Consider the following 24,052-nt stretch of genomic DNA (forward strand, 5'->3'; position numbering starts at 1 on the left):
CATCAGGCGGTTTCCCTGACGTCCAGCCGGTAGCTGGCCAGGGCCTTCTCGCGACTGACCTTGCCGTCGGCGATGTCGGCGAGGACCGCCGATCGCGACCGCTCGGAAGCCGGTCCATTGCCGCCGCCGCCCGCGGTTTCCACGACGACGCGATCGCCCTTGTGCAGGGTCGTCATCTGCTTGGACGGAATGACCTCCTGCGCGCCATCGCCACGCAGGATCACGGAATGCGCGAACGCCGCTTCCGCACCGCCCTGCGCGCCCTGCGGCGCGAAGAAATGGCGCTCGCCGCGATAGGTGAATGAAACGTCGCCATCGAGGATTTCGTACTCCTTCACCACGCCGAGCCCGCCGCGCTGCCGTCCGGCGCCGCCGGAATCCTGCCGCAAGGCAAGCCGGTTCACGCGGATCGGCGTTTCCATTTCCATGGCTTCGGCCGGCAGGTTCATGCAATTGGTGACGTCGGTTTCGATGACGTCCACGCCGTCGGCCGACTTGCCCGCACCGCTGCCACCGGCGATCAATTCACCGGTGACGAAGGCGCGTCCATCGCCATAACGGCCGCCGAACATCACCGCCAGCAGTTCACCGCAATTGTCGGCCGGCACCCGGTCGGGAAGCACGTCCTTCAGCGCGCCGAGGATGCATCCGGTGATGCGCTTGATCGTGGCGGTTCGCGAATTGACCGGCGCGGGCTCGACAGGATTGACGATCGATCCTTTCGGCAATTCGAGCGTGATCGGCCGAAAGCAGCCGGCATTGGTGGGGATATTGGGATCGGTGATGGCGCGCACGGCATAACAGGCGGCGGCCAGCGAACCCGACGGCACGCAATTGAACGGCCCTTTGACCTGGGGCGAGGAGCCGGTGAAGTCGCAATGGAAGGTGCCATCCTTCACGGTCACCGCCACCTCGAAGCGGATATTCTTGTCGAGCTCGATACCGTCATTGTCGCTGAAATCGACATAGCGGTAGGTGCCGTCAGGCACGGTCTTGAGCGCCGCACGGGTCAGGACCTCGGAACGGTCGAGCAGGTCCTCGAAGATCGCAAGCGTCTGGTCGTGGCCAAAGCTCTCGGTGAGCTCGGCGATGCGCCGCGCGCCGACATTGCAAGCCGCGAGCTGCGCATTGAGATCGCCCATCACAGTGTCGGGAATGCGAACATTCTGGCGGATCATCGAGACCAGCGTCTCGTTGTAGGCGCCCCTGTCGCGAAACTTGAGCGGTGGGATGCGCAGCCCCTCCTGGAAGATCTCCGTGGCGGTGGTCGGAATCGAGCCCGGCGACATGCCGCCCATGTCCTGGTGATGGGTCATGGTGGCGGAGATCGCCACCGGCCGGCCGACGGCAAAGATCGGCTGCACCAGCGCGATGTCGGGCAGGTGCGTACCGCCGAGATAGGGGTCGTTCATGATGTAGACGTCGCCCTCCGACATGGTCGCGAGCGGGTAGACGCTGAGAATGCGTGCGATGGCCGGAATGAGCGTCGCCAGATGGATCGGAATCGCGATCGCCTGCGCCAGTGTCTCGCCCCGAAGCGTGAACAGGCTGGCGGACGCGTCGAGCCCTTCCTTGACGATCGGCGAGAACGACGAGCGCAGCAGGGTCTGCTGCATCTCGTTTGCGATCCCTTCCAGCTTGTTGCGGACCACCTCGACGGTGATAGGATCCAGTGAGTTCGAAATGATGGTCACTTCTGATCGACTCCGCTTGACGTTTGGCGCGTAAGGACAAGGTTGCCGGCTTCGTCGACGAGGCCGGACCATTCCGGTTCCACCAGTGTCGTGGTGTCGGATTGCTGGACGATCGCGGGACCGGTGAAGCGGAAACCTGCCGGCATGGCGTCCCGGTCGTAGACGACGGCTGTCACTGGCTCAGGGTGATCGGCCACGCGGATGGCGCGGTGGCCGATCTCGACCGGACCCGTCCGCGGCACGAATCGCATTTCTTCCAGCACTTCGCTGCCATGCGCCTGATGGATCGTGCGGATGTTGACGATCTTCGCCGGGCCCTCCACGGCATGGCCGTAGATGCGATCGTGCGCGGCGAGGAAATCCCGGTAGAGGCTGGCGGCGATATCCTTGTCGTCGAGGCGCAGCGGAATTTCCAGGTTGTAGGATTGCCCGACGTAGCAGACGTCAGCGAAATAGCTCACGGTCACCTCTTCCGGAGCTACGCGCTCGGCCGCGATGAGGCTGGCGGCCTTGGCGTCGATTTGATGGAGCGCGTCCCGCAAGGCGGCAGGATCGAGCGAGTTGATCGGCGTCGCAAAAGCCGCGGAGACCTCGTGCTCGATGGGCGCGGCGAGGAGGCCCGCGGCCGCGAGCACGCCGGGAATGCGCGGTACCAGCACGCGCGTCATCCCGAGTTCGCGAGCAAGCGCGGTCGCGTGGATGCCGCCGGCGCCGCCGAGCGGCACCAGCGCGTAGCCGCGGGGATCGACGCCCTGACGGACCGAGACCAGGCGAATGCCTTCCGCCATCTGGGCATTGAGGACGCGGTGAATGCCGAGCGCTGCACTTTCGGTAGCGAGGCCGAGGGGACCTGCCACCTTCGCCACCGCAGCCTGGGCCAGTTCAGCCTTCAACTTCAATGTGCCGCCGGCGAAATAGGACGGGTCGAGCCAGCCGAGAACGACCGAGGCATCGGTCACTGTCGGTTCGGTGCCTCCGCGGTCGTAGCATGCAGGTCCCGGTTCGGAGCCGGCGGAATGCGGCCCCACGCGCAGCGTTCCCGAAGCGTCAATGCGAGCGATGCTGCCGCCGCCGGCGCCGATGGTGTTGACGTCGACCATGGCGACGCGCACCGGATAACCGCCGATCACACCTTCGGAGCGGATCATCGGCTTGCTTCGGCTGATCAAGGCGATATCGGCCGACGTGCCGCCGATGTCGATGGTGATGAGGTTATCGGTGCCGGCGGACGCGCCGACGATACGGCCGCCGATCACGCCGGCTGCGGGACCGGAAAGAAACAGACGCACCGGCCGTTCGCGCGCGATCGGCGCGACGGTGAGACCGCCGCGTGACTGCATCACCTGCAGTGGCGCTTTCACGCCGGCCTTGGCCAGGCCGCCCTCGAGTTCGTTCAGATAGTTGTCGACCACCGGCTTCACGTAAGCGTCGAAGGCCGTCGCGACCGTGCGCTCATACTCGCGGAAGGCCGGATCGACATCGTGGGAGAGCGAAAGCATCAGCTTGGGATGCCGCCTGGCGATCAGCTCGCGGGCGCGCAATTCGTGAACCGGGTTGAGGAACGCGAAGAGGAAGCACACGGCAATCGCCTGGACGCCTTGCGCCACCAGGTCGTCTGCGGCGGCAAGCAGCGCGTCCTCGTCGAGCGGCGTGACGATCTCGCCCTGCGCCGACAGCCGTTCCGGCACCTCCTTGCGAAAGCGGCCGGGTGCGAGGAACACCGGCGTCTCGGGGTCCAGCACGATCTTGTAGACCTGGGTCCGAAGCTGCCGGCCGATCTCGATGACATCGCGGAAGCCCGACGTCGTGATAAGGCCGATACGGGCGCCTTTGCGCTCCAACACCGCGTTGGTGGCGACCGTGGTACCGTGAATGAACCGGCTGATGGCAGTGACCGAAAGCCCCCATTGCTCGGCCATGGTCTCCAGCGAGCGGATCACGGCTTGCGAGGGATCACTGCGCGTGGTCGGCACTTTCATGAGGCGCATCGCGCCACCCGGCTCGCGACAGACGATGTCGGTAAAAGTGCCTCCAATATCGACGCCAATCTCGTAGCGGCCGGATGAACGGGCAGTCGCGGTCATAACATCACTCGCAAAGGATTCGTCGCCGATGCTGTTCGGCAACCGATGACACCATTCGACGTCCCGCGCTCAAGACGCCGCCTCCTCTTGGCGGAGAGCCCTGGCATCGAGATGGCGATACCAGGCCGCCACGATCTGCATGCCGATGATCCGGAACGCGTGAAACGGCACCGGGTCGAACGGGTTCGAGCCCATGGGCCCGGCATCCACGGCTTCGCCGCGCACGATCGCGGCGAGGAACTTGCCCAGCACGTTCGAAAGCGCGACGCCGCGGCCGCCATAGCCGAGCGCATAGGAGACGCGCGGCGAGAGGCGGCCGATATGCGGGAAGTCATCGAGCGTCACTGCGACCTTGCCGGACCAGCGCTGCGCGATCGCCGCGCCCGCCACTTGCGGGAACGTCTCTACGATCTGGCGCTCGAGCATGCCGTAGACCGATGGCGCCTCGCTGCGGCCGGTGATGTCGCCGCGTCCGCCGAAGATCAGGCAGCGGTCGTCGGTGATGCGATACCAGTTCATGATGTGTTTGGTGTCCGCCACCATGCGCCGGCCGGGAAGGACGGTGGCGGCGACGTTGTCGCTGAGCGGCGCGGTGGCGATCACCGATGTGGTGACCGGAATGATGCGACGGTCGAGCCGCTTCGGTGCGAACGGCTCCATGTCGGTATAGGCATTGGTGGCGATGACGACCTGCCGGGCCTTCACGATTCCGGACGGCGTTTCGAGGCGGACGCCTTCGTGATCGTCGATCAGGCGCTTGACGGGGGAGCGTGCGAATATCCGCACGCCGCGCTTGACCAGGGCGCCCGCGAGACCGCGGGAATAATTGAGCGGGTGGATGCCGGCGCCGCGTGGATCGAGCCACCCTCCGACATGCCTGCCGCCGCCGACCTCCGCTGTCACTTCACGGCGATCGAGGATTCGCGCAGTGCGGTCGTTGGCTTCCGCGGCCGCCCAGTCGCAATCCGCCTGAAGCGCCGCGAGATGCTGGCGCGAATGCGCCGCCGTCAATTGGCCGGTGCGTGCGAAGCCGCAGGGAATGCCGCAATCGGCGACCGTCTGCTCCACGGTATCGATGGCATCGAGGATGATGGCGTGAAGCCGGCGGGTCCGCTCGTTTCCGTATTTGGCGGCAACGGCTGCGAAGCCCTTCTTGTACCGCGGCGGCAGCATCCCGCCATTGCGACCGCTGGCGCCCCAGCCGGGATCCTTCGCATCGAGAACGAGCGCTTCGACACCACTCCTGGCGAGGTGATAGGCGGCCGAAAGGCCCGTAAAGCCGGAGCCGATGATCGCGACATCGACGGTTCGCTCGCCCTCGAAAGCGGGAAGTTGTGGTGCGGGAAGCGCCGTGGCCGCCCAATAGGACTTCGCATGATCCATGCCGGCGGGGCTCCCACGCTCGGTCATGGCCTAAGCCTTGCTTTTGGGGAGGGAGGACATCTGGGCGGGATCGTTATTCACTACAGCTAAATTTCATGGCACTATATTCACAGTCACTAAATGTCTCGTCAAGAGGCGATGTGGCTGCTATGTCAGCGGCCGTCTTTCGCAAGGAATTCAAAATGCGGGCTTCCAAAAGCCGCCGTTCGGTGGAGCAGGCGCCCCTCGTCAGCTCCGAGCCTGAAGTGCAACGTTCGAGAATCGAGCCGGTCGAAGATGCCGACGGCCGGGAAGAAGACCGCAGGTTGGGGCAGCGGCTGCGGATGTTGCGCCGCGAACGGAAGCTTTCGGTTCAGGCCTTGGCGGAGGCGGCTGCACTGTCTGCGGGAATGGTGAGCCAGATCGAGCGCGGGCTTTCCACGCCTTCGCTGCGTTCATTGCGCCTCTTGGGCATCGCGCTTGGCGTGCCAATGTCCTGGTTCTTTGCGGCGCTGGATCACTCGGCGCCGTCAGGTTCGCCCTATGTCGTCCGCAGGGGTGATCGGCGTCTGCTCCGCCTGACGCAGACCGGGGTCATGAAGGAATTGCTGAGCCCGGATACCGAGGGTCGGCTGATGGAAATGTATGAATTGACCATCGAAGCCGGCGGAAGCTCGGGCGTGGATTTCTACAATCACGAGGGCGAGAAGGCCGGCGTGGTGGTTGCGGGGTCGCTGCGGTTGTGGTTGCGGGATGATCTTTTCACCTTGGAAGAGGGCGATAGCTTCCAGTTTCCAAGTCTGGTTCCGCACCGATTTGACAATCCGGGACGGCAGTTGGCCCGTATTCTGTGGATCAACAGTCCGCCGACACCTAGGAGTGCTCCGGTGCAAACTCCCCTGAGAGATCCTGCCGACAATTCGGGCTGAGAGCGTCACTGCTCAAGGCTCTCTGGGTATTGTCGAGAAACTCAACTCAGGCAGGATCGTATACCCGACGACCTTCTGCGCTTGGTTCGAGATCCGGAGCGCTACCGAGAGGTCTCTTGCGATCTTCGGACGGGTTGGTGCCAAACGTGGATTTGTACGCCTTGCTGAGATGGGATCCGTCGACGAATCCGGTTTCCGCAGCGATGGCGGCAAGCGTCATCTCGGTCTTCATCATCCAGCGCGCATGCTTCAATCGCAGGCGCAGATAGGCGTTCTGAGGGGATTGGCCCGTTTCGTCCTTGAACAGGCGCTCGAGTTGACGCGTGCTGAGGTGAACCTTCGCTGCCAGCCGGGCGATGGAAAGGGGAGACGACAGGTTCTGCTCCATGATCAGCAGGGCGCGCGAGATCCGACTATCGTTGCCGACGAACTCCGTAGGCGGAGCCGATTGAGCGGATGAGCCGGGTCGCATCCGGTCGATCTGCATGATGTGAAGCGCTTTCTGCGCGTTGGACAAGCCAAGACGCAACTCGACGATATACGCCGCAAGATAGGCCGCGCCGATCCCGCCCGAGCACGTGATGCGCCGACCGTCGACAACGAACAATTGGTCCGCAATCGGCAACGTGTCGCCGAACTCCTCCAGAAAGTCGCGATAGTGGTACCAACTGATACAGCACTTCTTCTGGCGCAGGAGGCCCAGGCGCCAGAGAATGAAGCTGCCGGTGCAGACGCCGACGATTGCCGCGCTGGAGTCGGCCGCCGTCAAAAGATATTTGCCCGTGCGCTCGTCTATCTGTGGACCGTCGTGAAGCAGGCCTCCGACCACGACGATATAGTCGAGCTCGGACGGGTCGATGAATTTGGAGGTGGGCGTGACCTGCACCCCGCTGCTGGACCTGATCGGATCGCCCCCCGCGGACATGATGTGCCATTGGCATCGGATCGGGCGGCTGTTGTCCCCGTCGTCGGCCGCCAACCGCACGACGTCCAGGAAGTTCGAGAACGCCGTCAGCGTGAAGTTGTTCGACAATATAAAGCCGACACGAAGCGGTCGTATCGTCCTCTCCATCCTTGCCTCCGTGCGTATCCGCGCGAAAGCCGGGGCTTCGGCCTTGTCGTGGAACCGCATCTCCTCAATCTCACGATCGGGACCACATATTGGGGGTATTGCAGAAGCGAAAACAAGACCATTCAGGACACCGACCCGGGCTCCATACCAGCGACCGGCCAATCGCGGGTGCCCTGCGGCAGATCGATCGCTCAGGCCGGTCCGCTTCCGTCGTCCTCCAGATCGACGTAGGACGGATCGTGGCCCGTAACGGCCAGGAACTTCTCAAGCGACTCCCGGGACAGCGATGTCGTCCTCTGGTTGCTGAGGGGATGGCAATTGATCGCCGTCGCGCCGACCAACCGCTGGTCGAGCACAACCCTGACCTTTCGTTCCTTGTCGTTGACGACCGCCAGCACCGAGACGGCGCCGGGTCGAATGCCGAGCAACTCCATTAGCGCATCAGCCGATCCGAACGACAGGCCTCCTTTCGCTCCGATCTTTCGAGCCAACTGCTTGAGATTGATGGCCGCGTCTTCGTCGGTAACGAAAAGAAAGTAGTTCTTCTTGCCGTCGCGCAGGAACATGTTCCTGGTGTGCAGGCCGGGAATATCGCCGCGAAGGCTCTTCGACTCCTCGACGGTATGCACCGGCGGATGTTGGAAAGTGCGCGCCTCGATGCCGCTGCTCTCGAGATAGGCCAGAAGTTCGTCGCTTTGGTTCATGCTGCTGCCCATAGATCGCCTTCCTCTAGCCGCTGCTCATGCTGGCCGCAACGGCAGCTTGATGTGCGAGGCATTGCCGCCGCCACGAAGCACCTCGATCCGCAGCGGGCCCGTCGCGGGGATTCGCTGGAAATGATCCGCATCGGCGCCTGCGAGAGACAATCTGATCCTGCTCCCCGCCAGGAAGGTCCAGGCGACCGGAAGCAGCGAAAAGCGAAACAAATGCGGCTCACCCGGCGCCAGCTCTCGCGCCTGATCTCGCGTGCAAGCGTGGAATATGCCAGGCGTTTGATAATTGCGCGGTGCGGGACTTTCCGCGCGATGGCGCGCACGAAGGCACCCTTCGGTAACGTAGAGGGATTCCCCGTCGGGAAGGATCTCGGAGAGATAGGCGTGGATCGCGAAATCGGGCGCCGGAGCCGAGATCCAGAGATTGACCAGGCAATGGCCGCTCAGCTCGGCGTTGTGAGAGAGCTCGGAGCCTGTGTAGTTCAGCATGGAATGATCGCGGCCGTCCCAGTCCATATGGTACTGGCGACTGTCGATCGCCGCGATCCGCTCGTATCGCGTCTGTTTGCCTGTTCCCACGTCAAAGTCGATGTCGTGGGAGTCGGTCGCCGGCTTGCCTGCCGCATCCCCGAGCTTTCCCTCGCGCGCCAGAAACAGCGTCTTCGATGAGTCGAACGGCGGCCAGGTATCGGCGCCCCGCCACTTCTCATCATGCACGGAGAAATAGTGCACCGGCTTCTCCGAGCGTAGCCCGGTGTCATGCCCGACGAGGTGCTCGTCGAAGAACCGCAAGACCTCAGCGAAAATGTCGAATTCCGGGAGTTCGTCTGCGCGCCACCGTGAGCAATTGATGCGCGCGCCATGATCCCATGGGCCGAGGAGAAGGTACTTGTTCTGGTTCGGCAAGGTGAGAAACCGGCTGATCGCTCCGTTCGCGTAGCCGGCGCCGTCCATCCAGCCGGAGACGGAATAGACCGCCACGTCTCTTCTGATACCCTCGCAATAGTTCGCCGGGCTGATGGCATCGGACGATTGCCGATCGAATCGGGAAAGGGGCTCGCTCCTGTATTCCATGGCGCGCATCAGCTCCGGCATGCGGAAATTGCCTGAGTGTTCGTCGATCGCCGCTCTGCAGTCGCAACCATCCGGATCGTCATCGACCGGATGCGGTCCCCTGAAGGCGGGATTGGAGTAATAGACAAACTCCCTGAGCAGATCGCGCTTATCCTGGTCGAGGCCGGCCATCAGGCGATCGTAGACATCGGCGAGGTTGGTCAGGAGAATCCCGCCCGGGTAATAGTTATCCAGATACGTGTCCCAAACGGAGAACAACGGCGCGATCGCCTTGACCGCTGGATGCGATGTGGAGGCAAGGAAATCGCTCGCTGCTCCGAGATAGGATATGCCGGTTGCGCCGATCGCGCCGTTGGCCCAGGACTGATCGACGATCCATTGGGCCACCTCGTAGGCGTCGTCGCGCTCGCGAGGAGACCGGAAAATGTCGCGCGTACCGAAGCTCGCTCCCGTGCCTCTGATGTCGACGACGACAAGTGCGTATTCTCGAGGGACGAAAGTATCGCGATATTTGGCGACGTTCGGCGACGGCTCCGCATTTTTGGCCGCTGGATCGACCGCGAAACGCCGGTAGTACGGCGTTTGAATCAGGATGGTCGGCCAGGGCCCACCCTTTTCCGTTCCGTCGGGAACGTACACATCGACGGCTAGCCTGCAGCCATCGTTCATCCTCAGGTAGATCGACTTCGGCGGAGTGACCCGATGGATCGCGGGCCTGTCGCGGATGTACCGGCTCGGCGGCACTGTCCAGGCATCTCCGCGCATGTCGTTATCGGCCATCTGAAAATCCGGAAATTCTGTCGTTTTGCCGCCTCGCGATGAGCGGCACGGGCAGGAGCCGATCATCACGGCTGCGCGTCCAGAGGCAAGATGCGAGGCCGCTCGTGTCGCGTTGCTACGCGAACGATGTCGCAAGCTTCCAACCGCGAACGGATGCGAAAGTGCACATTGGTCTAGCGTTCACGTAGCTGCACGACTCGGCTCGTCCGCGAGCCGACCAGATAGTCAGGGGGAAACTAAATGGGAGATATCACGGTCTATCGGGCGCGGAAGGTCATCACGATGGATCCGGGCCGTCCTTTCGCCGAGTGCGTAGCGATCAAGGATGGTCGCGTTCTGTCAACCGGCACGATCGAGACCATGCAGCCCTGGCTGAAGCGGTACCCCTACAAGGTCGACGATAGTTTTGCGGACAAGGTCATCCTGCCGGGATTCATCGATCCTCACACGCACTTCGCGTTCTCGGCCGGCTATCTCGCGATGCACTACATCGGCCCGATCGACTCGCCGGGACCGCACGGTATCAACAAGGGCTTGCGCACCCGCGCGGAGGTTGTCGCCAAGCTTCGTGAAGCCGCCAAGGCTGACGCTGATCCGAATGCGCCGCTGATTGCGTGGGGATTGGATCCCGCATCGCAGGGCGGTCACCTGCATCGCGACGAGCTCGATGCCGTTTCCCTCGACCGGCCGATGTGGGTGATCTCCTATGCCCCGCATTTCATCTACTTGAACAGCGCGGCGCTGGAGCGGGCCAAGGTTCCGGACAACACCAACGTGCACGGCGTGATGCGGTATCCGGACGGCAGATTGAACGGACAGTTCGTCGAACTGGAGGCAGGACGCCTGGCTCTAGGCGCGATGCGCGAAGCGATCGCCGAGCGCGGCGGCGTCGATGGCCTGAAGAGAATGGGCGACATTGCGCGAAAGGCCGGCGTCACCACGACTGCTGAAATGATCTTCGGCAAGGGAAACTTCGAGAGCGAATGGGCGCTTCATTCGAAAGTGGTTCTGGATGAGAGCTTTCCGCTGCGCATGGGCCTGGTTTCGCTCGAACTCGCACTCCACGCAGATCACGGCAGCAAAGGCGCGGATTTTCTGCTCGACGCGATGAAGCGGAGCGGCGACAAGCTTTTCTTCCACGGCGTGAAATTTCTGTCCGACGGGTCGTTCCCCGCGATGTCGCTGCGGCTGAACTTTCCCGGCTATCTCGATGGAAGCAACGGTCTGCGCAACGATGTCCCATGGGATGAGCTCCACGAGCGGATGCTTCCCTACTGGAAGGCGGGTATCCAGATCCACTGTCATGCAAATGGTGACGAAGCGGTGGACGCCTCGCTCAATGCCCTGGCCAAGCTCCAGAAGGCGCAGCCGCAATACGACCATCGTTTCACCTTGGAGCACTACTGCATCAGTACGCCCGACCAGGCCCGCCGGCTCAAGGCGCTCGGCGGCGTTGCCAGCGTGAACAATTATTTCGTGCACTATCGCAGTCAGCTCCACGCCGAAGAGGGATTCGGACCGGATCGTTCCGAGGCGGTGGCGCGATTGGGATCGCTTGAGCGCGAAGGGGTGATCTTCGCGCTGCACTCCGACTACTCGCTGGTCCTGGTTCCGCTTCATCCCTTGACCGCCGCCTGGGTCGCGGTCAATCGCATCGCCCTGGACGGAAAGACGGTGTTGGCTCCAGGCGAGCGGATCGGCGTCGAACGAGCGCTGCGTGCGATCACGATCGATGCTGCTTACGTGCTGGGCGCGGAACAGCGACTGGGCAGTCTGGAGCCGGGGAAGTTTGCCGACTTTGCCGTCCTCGAAGCCGATCCGTTCGAGGTCGATCCCGTCGATCTCAAGGACATCAAGATCTGGGGCACGGTTCTCGGCGGCAAGCCTCAACCCGCATGACCGCCGAATCCCGCGATCAAGCCGACGACATTCCCGTGCCGGTTAGTCCGGCCGCCGGCAAAGAAACGCTGGCCATGTTGATGGGCATCTTTGAGGCCGCAAGGGTCGTTCCCCGCGCGGTCGCCCCGATATCCCTGCCGTTGACGATTGTCAGCGGATTCCTGGGGGCGGGAAAGACGACCCTGGTGAACCGTCTCCTTTCCGATCCCGGCGGCAGGAAGATAGCCGTACTCGTCAATGATTTTGCAGCCGTGAACATCGACGAGGAATTGATCCGCTTCCAGAGCGAGGACACGATCGGCCTGACAAACGGTTGCGCGTGCTGTTCCATCAACGGCGATCTGGTCAACGCGATCCAGCGGCTGGTCGAGCGAACGGAGCTTCCCGACGCCATCGTTCTCGAAGCGAGCGGACTTGCGGATCCACGTGGCGTCGCACAGGTCGCATTGGCCAATCCTGCGATACGGCTCGACGCCATCCTCACGCTGGTGGACTGCGAAACGTTCCCCGAGCGCATCAGGGATGAAAGAACCCGGCCGACCATGCTGGTGCAGTTATCTGCGGCCGATATCGTCGTGATAAGCAAATCCGATCTCATCGATGATCGGCGGGACGTGATCAAGGGGCTGATCTGTTCATCGGCTCCGGGCCGCACCGTTCTCGAGGCGATGCACGGCAATATTCCTGCGGATATCGTGCTGGGCGTGAGCACTGGTCCGTCGTCCGCGTTCAGATGCTCGGCCGCCGACCATCACACCTCATTCGCCTCGACGACGCGTAGCTGGTCGACGCCGATAGACCGAGACGTGACCGTGCGGGCATTGCGCGAGCTTCCGCAGAATATCATACGGGCAAAGGGCATCTTCTGCTTCAAGGACGACGAACGACGAAGATTCGTCTATCAGCGGGTTGGCAAGCGCGAGAGCCTTGAGGCCGCACCGGCGTCGTCATCGGTTGGCGAGCATGGCTCGAGGCTTGTCCTCATCGGCTTCGAAGAACAGTGGGACGAAGCCGAGCTGTCCCGGCTCCTGCCGTAAGCGGGCGCCGGCGACGGCAGCCGCCGGGATGTCGCTTTCATCCAACGAGCACGGCGAGCCGATGCTGGCGGGATCGTATCGGCAGGCGATAATAAATCGCAGTCAGTTTGGTACGGGCACCCATGAGACGATTCTCTGCAATTTCCTTGTTTCGCGAAGCTCTCGGGGGGCACGAGAGGTGGCCGCGGCAGTGGCGTTCCCCCGAGCCGAAGCCTGCTTACGACGTCGTGATCGTCGGAGGCGGCGGGCACGGTTTGGCGACGGCGTTCTACCTGGCCGAGCGGTACGGAATAACTGATGTCGCCGTCGTGGAGAAAGGATGGATCGGAGGCGGCAACACAGGCCGCAACACGACGATCATCCGATCGAACTATCTCTTTGACGAGAGCGCGAGACTCTACGAGCATGCCCTGAAGCTCTGGGAAGGGCTCTCACAGCAACTGAATTACAACGTGATGTATTCCCCGCGGGGCGTCCTGATGTTGGCCCACAACATTCACGACGTCCAGAGCTTCAAGCGGCATGTCCATGCCAACAGGCTCAACGGCATCGACAATGAATGGCTGTCTCCGGAGGAGTGCAAGGAGTTCTGTCCTCCGCTCAACGTCGGCGGCGCCATGCGTTATCCCATCCTTGGTGGCGCCTTGCAGCGGCGCGGGGGCACGGCCCGGCACGATGCCGTCGCGTGGGGATATGCAAGGGCCGCGGACGCGCGTGGTGTCGACATCCTGGAGAATTGCGAGGTCCTCGGCATCCGCCGCGCGACATCGGGCCGAGTGGAGGGGGTCGAGACGTCGAGGGGTTTCATCCGGGCCGGAAAGGTTGGGGTCGTCGCGGCCGGCAATACCAGCGTTGTCATGGATATGGCCGGGGTGAGGTTGCCGCTGGAGAGCTTTCCGCTCCAGGCCCTGGTCTCGGAGCCCGTCAAGCCGGCCTTTCCCTGCGTGGTCATGTCAAACACCATCCACGCCTACATCTCGCAATCCGACAAGGGCGAGATGGTCATCGGCGCCGGCACGGACGCTTACACATCCTATTCACAGCGGGGCGCGCTGCATATCGCGAGCCACACGCTCGACGCCATCTGCGAGCTTGTGCCGATGTTCAGAAGACTGCGGATGTTGCGCAACTGGGGTGGCGTCGTCGACGTGACCCCCGATCGGTCTCCGATCGTGGCGAAGACGCCGGTGCCTGGGCTCTACGTTAACTGCGGCTGGGGCACCGGAGGGTTCAAGGCGACGCCGGGTTCAGGTGACGTCTTCGCATGGACGATCGCAAAGGACGATCCTCATCCGATCAACGCGCCGTTCACGATCGAGCGCTTTCGCGATGGCGTGATGATCGACGAAGCCGCTGCTGCGGCGGTGGCCCACTAGTTTTGGAAATCCAGTCAAATGCTTCTCATCAAGTGCCCGTTCTGCGGCCCGCGGCCGGAACTCGAGTTCTCCTATGGAGGGCAGGCTCACATCGCTCGCCCCAAGGATCCGACGTCTCTCGATGACGAATCGTGGGCGGAGTACCTGTACATAAGAAGCAATCCGAGAGGGCTGCACGCGGAACGCTGGCGGCATATTCACGGTTGTGCGCGTTTCTTCAACGTACAGCGGAATACGGTCTCCGATGCGATCGTAGCGACTTATAAGATTGGCGAGGAGCCTCCCGGGCCGGTCGACCCGGGGCTGGAAGAGCGGTCCAGCAGGAGCGGGGCGGCGCTATGAGATACCGGCTCCCTGCGGGTGGCCGCATCGATCGCAGCAAGCCTTTGTCGTTCCGCTTCGACGGCAAGAAATATTCCGCCTTCGCGGGCGACACGCTCGCTTCGGCACTGATCGCCAACGGCGTCCATCTCGTCGGCAGGTCGTTCAAGTACCATCGTCCTCGCGGCATCATGTCCGCGGGCGCGGACGAACCGAATGCACTGGTAGGCGTGGGCAGCGAGGAAGCGCGTTATGCGCCGAACCTTCGCGTCACCCAGGTTGAGCTGTACGATGGTCTCGTGGCCGAGAGCCAGAACCGGTGGCCGTCCCTGTCGCTGGATTTCAGCGCCGCAAACGACCTCTTCTCGCGATTCCTCCCCGCCGGCTTCTACTACAAGACCTTCATGTGGCCGGCATCGGCCTGGAAGAAGCTCTACGAGCCGATGATCCGGCGGGCGGCCGGGTTGGGGCGCGCCCCGGAAGCCGCCGACGCCGACCGTTATACGCAGGTGTACGGGCATTGCGATGTCCTGATCGTCGGTGCAGGGCCGGCCGGTCTTGCAGCCGCACTGGCGGCGGCGCGATCGGGAGTGAAGGTCTTCGTCTGCGACGAGCAGGACCAGATGGGAGGTTCGCTGCTGTCGGAGCGAGAAGCAACCATCGACGGGCAGGGGGCCGCCGATTGGCTTGCACAGACGATCCGGGAATTGAGCTCGCGAACCAACGTGGTCCTGTTGCCGCGGACCACGGCGTTCGGCTGGTATCCGCACAACTTCCTTGGACTATGTCAACGCGTCACGGATCATTTGGGGCCGGCCATCACAAAGCTGCCGCGGGAGCGGATGTGGCAGGTGCGGGCCAGGGAAGTGGTTCTCGCGACCGGCGCCATCGAAAGGCCGCTGGTGTTTCCGGACAATGATCGTCCCGGAATCATGATGGCCGAGGCGGCGCGGACATATCTCAATCGCTATGGCGCTCTGCCCGGCACCCGGGTGGTTGTCTTCACCGCCTGTGACAGTGCTTATCGTGCGGCGCTCGAGCTAAAGAACGCGGGCGTAGAGATCGCGGCGATAGCGGACGTGAGGTCAACTCCGAATGGGAGGTGGATCGAGCGGGCGCGGGCCGCCGGCATAGACGTGCGTCCCTCCACTGTGGTCACCGGGACCTATGGCCGTTTGCGCATCTCGCACGCCGATCTGACCCGGGTCTCGGGAGGACGTGCGGGGCGTCCCGAAACTTTCGCATGCGACCTTCTGCTGATGTCGGCCGGCTTTACGCCGAGCGTCCACCTGTTCTCGCAGTCGCGCGGCAAGCTCGTCTATGACGAGGATCTGAAAGCATATCTGCCGGGCGTCTCGGTCGAGCGCGAACGTTCCGTGGGAAGTTGTCGCGGCGTATTCGACCTCGGCGCATCACTCGCCGACGGATTCGCGGGAGGGCTCGGTGCGGCGAAAGCGTCGGGAGGAACTGCGGCGGCCGAGCACAAGTTCTCGGTTTTCGCTCAACCGTTGGGGAAAGACGGTTTCGTTGGCGCACCGCCGAGCGACGGAAAATCGCGACGAACACGGGCCTGGGTCGACTTCCAGAACGACGTCACCGCAAAAGACATCGAACTCGCGACGCGCGAAGGCTTTCGCTCCATCGAGCATGTCAAGCGCTACACGACCACCGGCATGGCGACCGACCAGGGCAAGACTTCCAACATGAACGCGTTGGGCATCGTCTCGCAAACTCTGGCGCTGCCCGTCTCCCAGGTCGGCCTGACCACATTCCGCCCGCCATATACGCCGACAACCTTCGGCGCGTTCGCCGGGCAGTCCAGAGGTGAGTTGTTCGATCCGGTTCGGAAAACATCAATCCACGAATGGGCGCGCGAGAACGGCGCCGTCTTCGAGGACGTGAGCCTTTGGAAGCGAGCTCATTATTTCCCGCAGCCGGGCGAGGACATGCATGCGGCGGTCAGACGCGAATGCAAGGCGACGCGGGAATCCGTCGGCATTTTCGACGCCAGCACGCTCGGCAAGATCGAGGTCGTCGGCAAGGACGCCGCCGAATTCATGAACCGGATGTACACCAATGCGTGGACGAAGCTCGAGCCGGGCCGTCTGCGCTATGGAGTTATGCTGCGGGAGGACGGCTTCATCATGGACGACGGGGTCGTCGGGCGAATGTCACCCGACAGATTCCACGTCACGACGACGACGGGTGGCGCAGCGCGCGTGCTCGCCCTCATGGAGGACTACCTGCAGACGGAGTGGTCGGACCTCGACGTCTGGTTGACGTCGACCACGGAACAATGGGCCGTCATCGCCGTTCAGGGGCCGAATGCCCGCAAGGTGCTCGAGCCGCTGGTGCAAGGCATCGACATCTCGCAACAGGCCATGCCGCACATGAGCGTGCGGGAGGGGCATATCTGCGGGGTGCCGACGCGGCTCTTCAGGGTCTCCTTCACCGGCGAACTGGGCTTCGAGGTCAACGTCCCCATGGGATACGGGCGCGGTGTGTGGGAGGCGATCCACGCCGCCGGACGCAAGTTCGGCATCACGCCCTATGGCACCGAAACGATGCACGTTCTCCGGGCTGAGAAGGGATACATCATCGTCGGCCAGGAGACGGACGGCACCGTGACCCCTGATGACGTGGGGCTGGCCTGGGCGATCGGAAAGGCCAAGAAGGACTTCGTCGGCAAACGTTCGCTGGCGCGGCCCGCCATGAGCCGAAGCGATCGAAAGCAGCTGATCGGGCTGCTCACTGTGGATCCGAAGATCGTGCTGGAGGAGGGGGCGCAGGTCGTCGCCGACCCGTCCGAGCCGATCCCCATGACGATGATCGGTCACGTCACGTCATCGTACTGGAGTGTTGCGCTCGACCGCTCGATCGCTCTGGCCTTGGTGCAAGGAGGCCGGGCGCGCATCGGCTCACGCCTGAGCGTTCCGATGCCAAGCGGGCCCGTGACGGTCGAAGTCGTTCAGCCGATTTTCTACGATCCGGAAGGGAAGCGTCTCGATGGTTGAGGCAACGATCGTCAGGGTGAACTCACTGTCGGCCGTCAGCCGCGACAGCGCCAGTCCTTCGCAGGTTTCCCTAGCGGTGCTGCCCGATGCTGCGAAATTGGTGTTTCGCGGGAGACCCTCGGCAATAGGCGCCGCAGGAGAGGCGTTCGGCGTCGGGTTGCCTCAGACCGCCAACCGTTTCAGCGAGGCGGCAGGACGCAGGGCCTATTGGCTGGGCCCGGACGAGTGGCTGCTGGAAGCGATCGGAGAGGATCCTTCGGAGTTGTTCTCGATGATGGCCGAAAAGCTCGCCTCCCATTCCTGTTCTCTCGTCGACGTCAGTCATCGATCCGACGCCATGGAGATAAGGGGACCGATGAGCGAGTATGTGCTCAACCACGGCTGCCCGCTCGATCTCGCCGAACGAGCATTTCCGATCGGGATGTGCACGCGCACCATCCTCGGCAAGTCGCCAATTGTGCTCTCCCGACCAGAGCAGGAGATGTTTCATCTGGACGTTTGGCGCTCGTTCTCGCCTTACGTCTGGTTGCTCCTGGACGAGGCCCGCCAGGAATTCCTCCACGATCAGGTTGCAAGGTCACACACGTGATTTCATGATCGGAACGTTCGAGCTCTTCAAGATCGGTATAGGCCCATCGTCGTCCCATACGGTCGGCCCGATGAAGGCGGCTGCCGTCTTTGCCGAGCGCGTGGAGCGTTCTGGACTGCTGCAGCGCGTCGTGCGGGTGCGGGTCGATCTGTTCGGATCGCTCGCCTGGACCGGTAAGGGGCACGGCACGGACAAAGCCGTCATTCTCGGTCTTGCCGGCGAGCGTCCTGATGCGGTCGATCCTGATGATGCCGACAAGATCGTGGCGTCGGCCCGGCAGGAAAAGGTGCTCCGTTTCGCAGGGAAGCATCGGATCGCCTTCGATCCCGAGGCGGACATCGTGTTCGACGGCGTCACCCCTCCGGCCCATCATCCAAACACGCTGGCGCTTGCGGTCCTCGATTCGGCCGGAGAGCGGCTCCTCGAACAGCGATGGTGCTCGATCGGCGGTGGTTTCGTTGTCCCGGAAGAGGAGCTGGAAAAGCCGCCGTCCGTCTCGTCCGCGCCGGTGCCCTATCCGTTTCGTTCCGGCCGCGACCTCCTCACGATGGGAGCTTCGTCCGGCCTGTCCATCGCCGAGATGGTTCTGGCCAACGAGACGTCGCGGCTGCCGCGGGAGGAGGTGGAGACCAATCTCGATCGCGTCGTCGCGGTCATGATGTCTTGCATCGACCGCGGCATGGTGACCGAGGGAGAACTCCCCGGCGGCCTCGAGGTGCGGAGGCGGGCGCCTGCGCTTCATCGGAGGCTTCTGGTGGCATCCGAATCGAACAATCGCGCGCAACACGCCGTCATGGATTGGGTCAGCCTGTATGCGATCGCCGTCAACGAAGAGAACGCCGCGGGAAGCCGCGTCGTCACCGCGCCGACCAACGGCGCGGCCGGCATCATTCCGGCCACGCTGCGTTACTTCCGCGATCATTGTCACGACGCCGACACGGAAGGACTGCGCCGCTTTCTCCTGACCGCCTCCGCGATCGGAGCCCTGTTCAAGATGAACGCGTCCATCTCCGGCGCGGAGGTCGGATGTCAGGGAGAAGTCGGTGTCGCCTGCTCGATGGCGGCCGCGGGATTGGCGGCGGTTCTTGGCGGCACCAACGAGCAGATCGAGAACGCGGCCGAGATCGGCATGGAGCACCATCTCGGCATGACCTGCGATCCCATCGGCGGCCTGGTGCAGATACCCTGCATCGAGCGAAACGCCTTCGGCGCCATCAAGGCCATCAGCGCCGCCTCGCTGGCTCTGCAAGGCGACGGGACGCACGTGGTGTCGCTCGACAAGGTGATCGCGACGATGCGCGAGACCGGCCGGGACATGCAATCCAAATACAAGGAGACCTCGCTCGGAGGACTCGCGGTAAATCTGGCAGAATGCTGAAGGAACACACATGGGACAAGTTTCGTCGAACAAGTTCTTCACCACCGACATCTCGATCCTGGATCCCGAGGTGGCGTCAGCCATCGGAGACGAACTGCGGCGACAGCAGGAAGAAATAGAGCTGATCGCCTCCGAGAATATCGTGTCGCACGCGGTCCTGCAGGCGCAAGGCTCGGTTCTGACGAACAAGTACGCGGAAGGCTATCCCGGACGGCGCTATTACGGCGGATGCGCGCATGTCGATGTGGCGGAAGAGGTCGCGAGGGAGCGCGCAAAGAAGCTTTTCGGATGCGCCTTCGCGAACGTGCAGCCGAATTCAGGCAGCCAGGCCAACCAGGGCGCCTTCATGGCCCTCATGAGGCCGGGCGATACTTTCATGGGGCTCGACTTGGCCGCAGGGGGGCATCTGACCCACGGCGCCAAGCCCAACATGTCCGGCAAATGGTTCAACGCCGTGAGCTACGGCGTGCGTCCGGAAGATCAGAGGATCGACATGGAGGCGCTGGAGCGCCTCGCTCACGAACACAAGCCAAAGGTCATCGTCGCGGGCGGGTCGGCCTATTCACGCTTCTGGGATTTTGCGGAATTCCGTCGGATTGCGGACGCCGTGGGCGGATATCTCATGGTCGACATGGCGCATTTCGCAGGCCTGGTCGCCGGCGGCGTGCATCCGTCGCCCATTCCTCACGCGCATGTCGTTACCTCGACCACCCACAAGACGCTGCGTGGTCCGCGCGGCGGTCTGATCCTGTGCAACGACGCGGAGCTCTCAAAGAAAATCGACTCGTCGATCTTTCCAGGCCTTCAAGGTGGTCCGCTGATGCATGTGATCGCTGCAAAAGCGGTCGCATTCGGCGAAGCGTTGGCGCCGGAGTTCCGCCAATACGCGAGCGATGTCGTCAGCAACGCGAAGGCGTTGGCGAATGCCCTCATGGAACGGGGATACTCCGTCGTCTCGGGTGGGACCGACAATCATCTGTTCCTGGTCGATTTGCGTTCCAAGAACCTCAATGGCAAAACGGCCGAAGCCGCGCTCGGACGCGCCAACATCACCTGCAACAAAAACGGGATACCTTTCGACCCGGAGAAGCCGACCGTGACCTCGGGGATCCGGCTCGGAACCGCGGCGACGACGTCGCGCGGCTTCGGCGAAAGAGAATTTCAGACGGTAGGCAATCTGATCGCGGACGTATTGGACGCTGTTTCCCTCGCGAATACCGACGCGTCTCCGGCCGTCGAGCAGCGGGTGAGAGGGCAGGTCGCCGAGCTCACGAAGGCATTCCCGATCTATCCGCTAGGCTGAAGAGAGGCGCAAATGTCGAGCAATTTGGCACTGGGGAACTTCCGGCTCAGCTACGGTCCTGATGCCGGCGAGGGCGCATTCACGACGAGGCCGGAAATCGTCGGCGCGTTCGGCGTGGTTGCTTCGACTCATTGGCTGGGGACCGCCGCAGGCATGCGTATCCTCGAAAAGGGAGGCAATGCCTTCGACGCCGCCGTGGCCATCGGTTTTGCGCTGCAAGTCGTCGAGCCGCATCTCAACGGCTTCGGCGGCGAGGTCCCGATCATCTTCCACGACGCGAAATCGGGGCGCGCGCGTGTGCTGTGCGGGCAAGGGGTCGCACCGGCGGGCGCCACGATCGAGACGTTTGCCAAGCTCGGCCTCGATATCATTCCGGGAAGCGGGTTTCTTCCCGCGTGCGTTCCCGGCTCGTTCGGCGCCTGGATGAGACTGCTCCGCGACTACGGGACAATGGGCGTCGGTGACGTCCTGGAATCCGCCATCACCTACGCTCGCGACGGTTATGTGATGCTTCCAAGGATTGCTGCCGCGATCCAGACGGTTGCTCCCCTTTTCCGGGAGGAGTGGCCGACCTCGGCGGGCGTCTATCTGAAAGACGGCGTTCCGGCGGCAGGCTCCCTGTTCACAAACCCCGACCTTGCGTCGACGTATGAGCGGATTGTTCGGGTCGCGGAGGAAACGCGGGGGACGAGAGAACAGAAGATAGAAGCCGCGCGCAAGGCGTTCTACCAGGGGTTCGTCGCCGAGGCGATCGAGCAGTTCGTCCGGGCGCCGGCGATGGATACCTCGGGATCGCGGCATGCCGGAATCATCTCCGGACAGGATCTCTCGCTCTGGCAAGAGACATACGAGGATCCGCTTTCCCTGAGCTATGGTGAGTTTCAAGTGCTGAAGCCGGGACCGTGGACGCAGGGGCCGGTATTTCTCCAGCAGCTCGCCCTGCTCAAGGGTTTCGATCTGTCCTCGATGGATCCCCTTGGCGCCGACTTCCTTCACACCGTCACCGAATGCTCCAAGCTCGCGTTCGCCGATCGCGAGAAGTATTACGGCGATCCGAATTTTGTCGATGTGCCGATGGCAAGGATTCTGAGCGAGGAATACGCGAACGCGCGACGAGAGCTGGTGGGTAGCACGGCCTCGCTCGATTTTCGGCCGGGCTCGATCGATGGTTTCGATCATGCCGTGCCCTATGCCGTCGGCGACGCCGAGGATGGGAGCGCAGCGCTGGGCGCCGGCGAGCCCACGGTTGCCCGTTCCTCGGTCGTCAGCGGAGAGCCCGCGATCAGCCGCCGCGGGACTGTGCGCGGCGATACTGTTCATCTCGACGTGATCGATCGGCACGGCAACATCGTCTCGGCAACGCCGAGCGGAGGCTGGCTGCAAAGTTCGCCGGTGATCCCCGGACTCGGGTTCGCGCTCGGCACGCGAGCGCAGATGTTCTGGCTCAAGCCGGGGCTTCCGTCGTCGCTTGCCCCCGGCAAGCGTCCAAGGACCACCCTTTCCGTTTCCCTGGTGTACAGGGACGGGGAGCCATACGCGAGTTTCGGCACGCCGGGCGGCGATCAACAGGATCAGTGGAGCTCCGTCTTCTTTCTGCGCCACGTGCATCACAATCTCAATCTGCAGGGCGCGATCGACGCACCGATGTTTCACAACGACCACATGCCAAGCTCGTTCTTTCCGCGCCGTGCCAAGCCCGGCTCACTGACCATGGAAGGTCGTTTTTCGACGGAAGTGCAGCAGGAACTCGCGGACAGGGGTCATCGCATCGAGATCGTCGACGGATGGTCCCTGGGAAGGCTTTCGGCGGTGTCGAAAAGAGGGAAGGTGCTGCGGGCGGCGGCGAACCCTCGCTACATGCAGGGTTACGCCTTTGGCCGTTGAGTAGTGCGGCACCGACGTCAATTGAGAGACAGGGCCCGTGCTCGGCCAGCTCAATGACGGCGAGACGGACAGCCTCTCGCCGCGCCGATCGGATGGCTCGGTAGCTACAGCGACAACATCACCAGCGCTTCGACATACTCGCCTGATGGCCGACGGAAGGCGAGTGGAAGGCGGCCGATGTCCCTAGTACAGAGAACGGCGATCCGAGTCCTCCGGGCCAGGTCGACGGCGATGCGATCGCGTGCCGTTTGCTCAGCAGATGAGCGGCCATTTGCATACTTACTGCACATCGCTCGGCGCGTGCGACGCGACGTCCTTGGCGTCTTCCAACAGCTACAATTTTCATGTCGCATACATACAAGCCGCGGCTGGCGCTGCACGTATACATTTTTGTGACTTTCGAAAGACGAGAGCAAGAGGGGAAACGGGAGGGCATTCGCAGCCTTTGGCAATGGCGCCAAAGAGCGAGTGGCACCACGGAGGGACGCATGAGCTATCTGATCAACAGGCGCGGGTTTCTTGCGGGTGCGACGAGTGCGATGGCGCTCATGTCCAGCGCGGGCGGGGTCCGCGCCGAAGGTGGCCAAATCATCGTCGCCAATTGGGGCGGCGACTGGAACGACCGCACGGTCCAGTTCTTCGAAGCGCCCATCGTCGAGAAGGCCGGTTACACCGTCGTCCGCGACCTTGACGGGTTCGACCAGCGCAGAACAAAGATCATTGCAAGCCGCAGGCTGCCGCGCGCGCCGATGGATGTCGCGCATATGGACGACGCGACCGCGTTCGAACTGGCTTCGCTGGAAGCGCTTGACGCGATCGACGAGCAGGCCGTCCCGCGACTGAAGGATACCCCGCCCATCCTGCGAACGCCTACGTTCGTCCCTTGGCAATACAGCGCCTGGATCATCGGCTACAATCCCAAGAAACTGAAGGAAGCTCCCAAGAGCTTTGGCGATCTCTGGGACCCCAAGTACAAGGGCATCGTCGGCTTAAGCGACGCCCACTGGTTTCACCACATCGAGTCCACGGCGCTCAAGCTCGGAAAGTCCCTCGACAACATCAATATCGAGGCCGTGAAAGCCAGCATGATGGAATGGAAGAAGGCGGCCAGTCCGCGCATCTATCCGAACCATCTGCAGATCGAGCAGGCGCTCAAGAACGAAGAGATCCTCGTCGCGCCCGAGTACAAGGCGCGAATCCTGCAATTTGCCTCGGAGGGCGTCGATGTGGTCTCGGCCTATCCCGCGGAAGGCGGCATCGGCATCATCTTCGGCCTGGTGATGCCGAAGAAGGGCCCAAACCCTCAGGCCGCGAAATTCTACTGTAATGCGCTGCTCGACCCGGACGGGCTGACGGCTCTGGTCCAGAAGTCATTCTATTCGCCGTCGAACATCAAGTCGGTGCTGCCTGAAGCTGCCGCCAAGCAGATCGAATTCACCGAGCAAGAGAAGAAGGAGATTCACAACCGGCCTCATGCATTCTGGCTGAAGAACCGTAATGAACTGCTCGACTGGTGGAACAAAGAGTTCAAGAGCTGAACGCG

At 62.9% G+C, this 24,052-nt stretch carries 17 protein-coding genes; 11 read left to right on the plus strand and 6 right to left on the minus strand.

The window, feature by feature from the left end:
• Positions 1-2 precede the first annotated feature (2 nt).
• From ACVJGD_RS37195 to ACVJGD_RS37205, 3 genes are all read right to left on the minus strand, one after another.
• Positions 3-1,694: a hydantoinase B/oxoprolinase family protein gene (locus tag ACVJGD_RS37195; protein WP_456638855.1), complete on the minus strand. Its 1,692-nt coding sequence runs from the start codon at positions 1,692-1,694 to the stop codon at positions 3-5.
• Positions 1,691-3,778, minus strand: a complete 2,088-nt coding sequence (locus tag ACVJGD_RS37200) for a hydantoinase/oxoprolinase family protein (RefSeq protein WP_456638856.1) — start codon at positions 3,776-3,778, stop codon at positions 1,691-1,693. The genes ACVJGD_RS37195 and ACVJGD_RS37200 overlap by 4 nt, the downstream gene beginning before the upstream one ends.
• Before the next feature lie 69 nt (positions 3,779-3,847).
• On the minus strand, positions 3,848-5,188 hold the full coding sequence (locus tag ACVJGD_RS37205; RefSeq protein WP_456638857.1) for an NAD(P)/FAD-dependent oxidoreductase: 1,341 nt from the start codon (positions 5,186-5,188) through the stop codon (positions 3,848-3,850).
• A 68-nt stretch (positions 5,189-5,256) separates the two neighbouring features.
• Here ACVJGD_RS37205 and ACVJGD_RS37210 point away from each other — a divergent pair, with 68 nt between their 5' ends.
• Positions 5,257-6,069, plus strand: a complete 813-nt coding sequence (locus tag ACVJGD_RS37210) for a helix-turn-helix domain-containing protein (protein ID WP_456638858.1) — start codon at positions 5,257-5,259, stop codon at positions 6,067-6,069.
• Positions 6,070-6,115: 46 nt separating this feature from the next.
• On the opposite strand, the gene ACVJGD_RS37215 is transcribed toward ACVJGD_RS37210, so the two are convergent.
• The 3 genes from ACVJGD_RS37215 to ACVJGD_RS37225 all read right to left on the minus strand — a co-directional run bounded on the left by ACVJGD_RS37215 (position 6,116) and on the right by ACVJGD_RS37225 (position 9,708).
• Positions 6,116-7,054: a GlxA family transcriptional regulator gene (locus ACVJGD_RS37215; protein WP_456638859.1), complete on the minus strand. Its 939-nt coding sequence runs from the start codon at positions 7,052-7,054 to the stop codon at positions 6,116-6,118.
• A 278-nt stretch (positions 7,055-7,332) separates the two neighbouring features.
• Positions 7,333-7,845 (minus strand): prolyl-tRNA synthetase associated domain-containing protein, encoded by a 513-nt coding sequence (locus ACVJGD_RS37220; RefSeq protein WP_456638860.1) that lies wholly within the window; start codon positions 7,843-7,845, stop codon positions 7,333-7,335.
• A gap of 36 nt (positions 7,846-7,881) precedes the next feature.
• Positions 7,882-9,708, minus strand: coding sequence for a CocE/NonD family hydrolase (locus ACVJGD_RS37225; RefSeq protein ID WP_456638861.1), 1,827 nt, complete (start codon positions 9,706-9,708; stop codon positions 7,882-7,884).
• Positions 9,709-9,948: 240 nt separating this feature from the next.
• Here ACVJGD_RS37225 and ACVJGD_RS37230 point away from each other — a divergent pair, with 240 nt between their 5' ends.
• From ACVJGD_RS37230 to ACVJGD_RS37275, 10 genes are all read left to right on the plus strand, one after another.
• On the plus strand, positions 9,949-11,607 hold the full coding sequence (locus tag ACVJGD_RS37230; RefSeq protein ID WP_456638862.1) for an amidohydrolase: 1,659 nt from the start codon (positions 9,949-9,951) through the stop codon (positions 11,605-11,607).
• Positions 11,604-12,644: a CobW family GTP-binding protein gene (locus ACVJGD_RS37235; protein ID WP_456638863.1), complete on the plus strand. Its 1,041-nt coding sequence runs from the start codon at positions 11,604-11,606 to the stop codon at positions 12,642-12,644. The genes ACVJGD_RS37230 and ACVJGD_RS37235 overlap by 4 nt, the downstream gene beginning before the upstream one ends.
• Positions 12,645-12,766: 122 nt before the next feature.
• On the plus strand, positions 12,767-14,020 hold the full coding sequence (locus ACVJGD_RS37240) for a sarcosine oxidase subunit beta family protein (protein ID WP_456638864.1): 1,254 nt from the start codon (positions 12,767-12,769) through the stop codon (positions 14,018-14,020).
• A gap of 18 nt (positions 14,021-14,038) precedes the next feature.
• On the plus strand, positions 14,039-14,362 hold the full coding sequence (locus ACVJGD_RS37245; RefSeq protein WP_456638865.1) for a sarcosine oxidase subunit delta: 324 nt from the start codon (positions 14,039-14,041) through the stop codon (positions 14,360-14,362).
• Complete coding sequence (locus ACVJGD_RS37250; RefSeq protein WP_456638866.1) at positions 14,359-17,355, plus strand: sarcosine oxidase subunit alpha; 2,997 nt, start codon at positions 14,359-14,361, stop codon at positions 17,353-17,355. Before ACVJGD_RS37245 ends, ACVJGD_RS37250 begins: the two co-directional genes overlap by 4 nt.
• Complete coding sequence (locus ACVJGD_RS37255; RefSeq protein ID WP_456638867.1) at positions 17,348-17,944, plus strand: sarcosine oxidase subunit gamma; 597 nt, start codon at positions 17,348-17,350, stop codon at positions 17,942-17,944. Before ACVJGD_RS37250 ends, ACVJGD_RS37255 begins: the two co-directional genes overlap by 8 nt.
• A gap of 4 nt (positions 17,945-17,948) precedes the next feature.
• Positions 17,949-19,322, plus strand: coding sequence for an L-serine ammonia-lyase (locus ACVJGD_RS37260; RefSeq protein WP_456638868.1), 1,374 nt, complete (start codon positions 17,949-17,951; stop codon positions 19,320-19,322).
• A gap of 10 nt (positions 19,323-19,332) precedes the next feature.
• Entirely contained in the window at positions 19,333-20,625 is a 1,293-nt protein-coding gene (glyA, locus tag ACVJGD_RS37265; protein ID WP_456638869.1) for a serine hydroxymethyltransferase, read from the plus strand.
• Positions 20,626-20,637: 12 nt separating this feature from the next.
• The gene (locus tag ACVJGD_RS37270) at positions 20,638-22,509 is read left to right on the plus strand and encodes a gamma-glutamyltransferase family protein (protein ID WP_456638870.1); all 1,872 of its coding nucleotides are present in this window, start codon (positions 20,638-20,640) and stop codon (positions 22,507-22,509) included.
• 488 nt (positions 22,510-22,997) lie between these two features.
• Positions 22,998-24,047 carry an ABC transporter substrate-binding protein gene (locus tag ACVJGD_RS37275; RefSeq protein ID WP_456638871.1) on the plus strand — a complete coding sequence of 350 codons (1,050 nt, stop codon included), beginning with the start codon at positions 22,998-23,000 and terminating at the stop codon, positions 24,045-24,047.
• Positions 24,048-24,052: the final 5 nt, after the last annotated feature.

It is taken from the genome of Bradyrhizobium sp. USDA 10063 (genome assembly GCF_054063735.1).

Excerpts from the sequence above, each read along its gene's own strand:
- ACVJGD_RS37250 (WP_456638866.1), top strand. The coding sequence starts at position 14,359 with ATGAGATACCGGCTCCCTGCGGGTGGCCGCATCGATCGCAGCAAGCCT.
- ACVJGD_RS37200 (WP_456638856.1), bottom strand. The coding sequence starts at position 3,778 with ATGACCGCGACTGCCCGTTCATCCGGCCGCTACGAGATTGGCGTCGAT.
- ACVJGD_RS37270 (WP_456638870.1), top strand. The coding sequence starts at position 20,638 with ATGTCGAGCAATTTGGCACTGGGGAACTTCCGGCTCAGCTACGGTCCT.
- glyA (WP_456638869.1), top strand. The coding sequence starts at position 19,333 with ATGGGACAAGTTTCGTCGAACAAGTTCTTCACCACCGACATCTCGATC.
- ACVJGD_RS37255 (WP_456638867.1), top strand. The coding sequence starts at position 17,348 with ATGGTTGAGGCAACGATCGTCAGGGTGAACTCACTGTCGGCCGTCAGC.
- ACVJGD_RS37275 (WP_456638871.1), top strand. The coding sequence starts at position 22,998 with ATGAGCTATCTGATCAACAGGCGCGGGTTTCTTGCGGGTGCGACGAGT.
- ACVJGD_RS37235 (WP_456638863.1), top strand. The coding sequence starts at position 11,604 with ATGACCGCCGAATCCCGCGATCAAGCCGACGACATTCCCGTGCCGGTT.
- ACVJGD_RS37220 (WP_456638860.1), bottom strand. The coding sequence starts at position 7,845 with ATGAACCAAAGCGACGAACTTCTGGCCTATCTCGAGAGCAGCGGCATC.
- ACVJGD_RS37245 (WP_456638865.1), top strand. The coding sequence starts at position 14,039 with ATGCTTCTCATCAAGTGCCCGTTCTGCGGCCCGCGGCCGGAACTCGAG.
- ACVJGD_RS37210 (WP_456638858.1), top strand. The coding sequence starts at position 5,257 with ATGGCACTATATTCACAGTCACTAAATGTCTCGTCAAGAGGCGATGTG.
- ACVJGD_RS37230 (WP_456638862.1), top strand. The coding sequence starts at position 9,949 with ATGGGAGATATCACGGTCTATCGGGCGCGGAAGGTCATCACGATGGAT.
- ACVJGD_RS37240 (WP_456638864.1), top strand. The coding sequence starts at position 12,767 with ATGAGACGATTCTCTGCAATTTCCTTGTTTCGCGAAGCTCTCGGGGGG.
- ACVJGD_RS37205 (WP_456638857.1), bottom strand. The coding sequence starts at position 5,188 with ATGACCGAGCGTGGGAGCCCCGCCGGCATGGATCATGCGAAGTCCTAT.
- ACVJGD_RS37225 (WP_456638861.1), bottom strand. The coding sequence starts at position 9,708 with ATGGCCGATAACGACATGCGCGGAGATGCCTGGACAGTGCCGCCGAGC.
- ACVJGD_RS37260 (WP_456638868.1), top strand. The coding sequence starts at position 17,949 with ATGATCGGAACGTTCGAGCTCTTCAAGATCGGTATAGGCCCATCGTCG.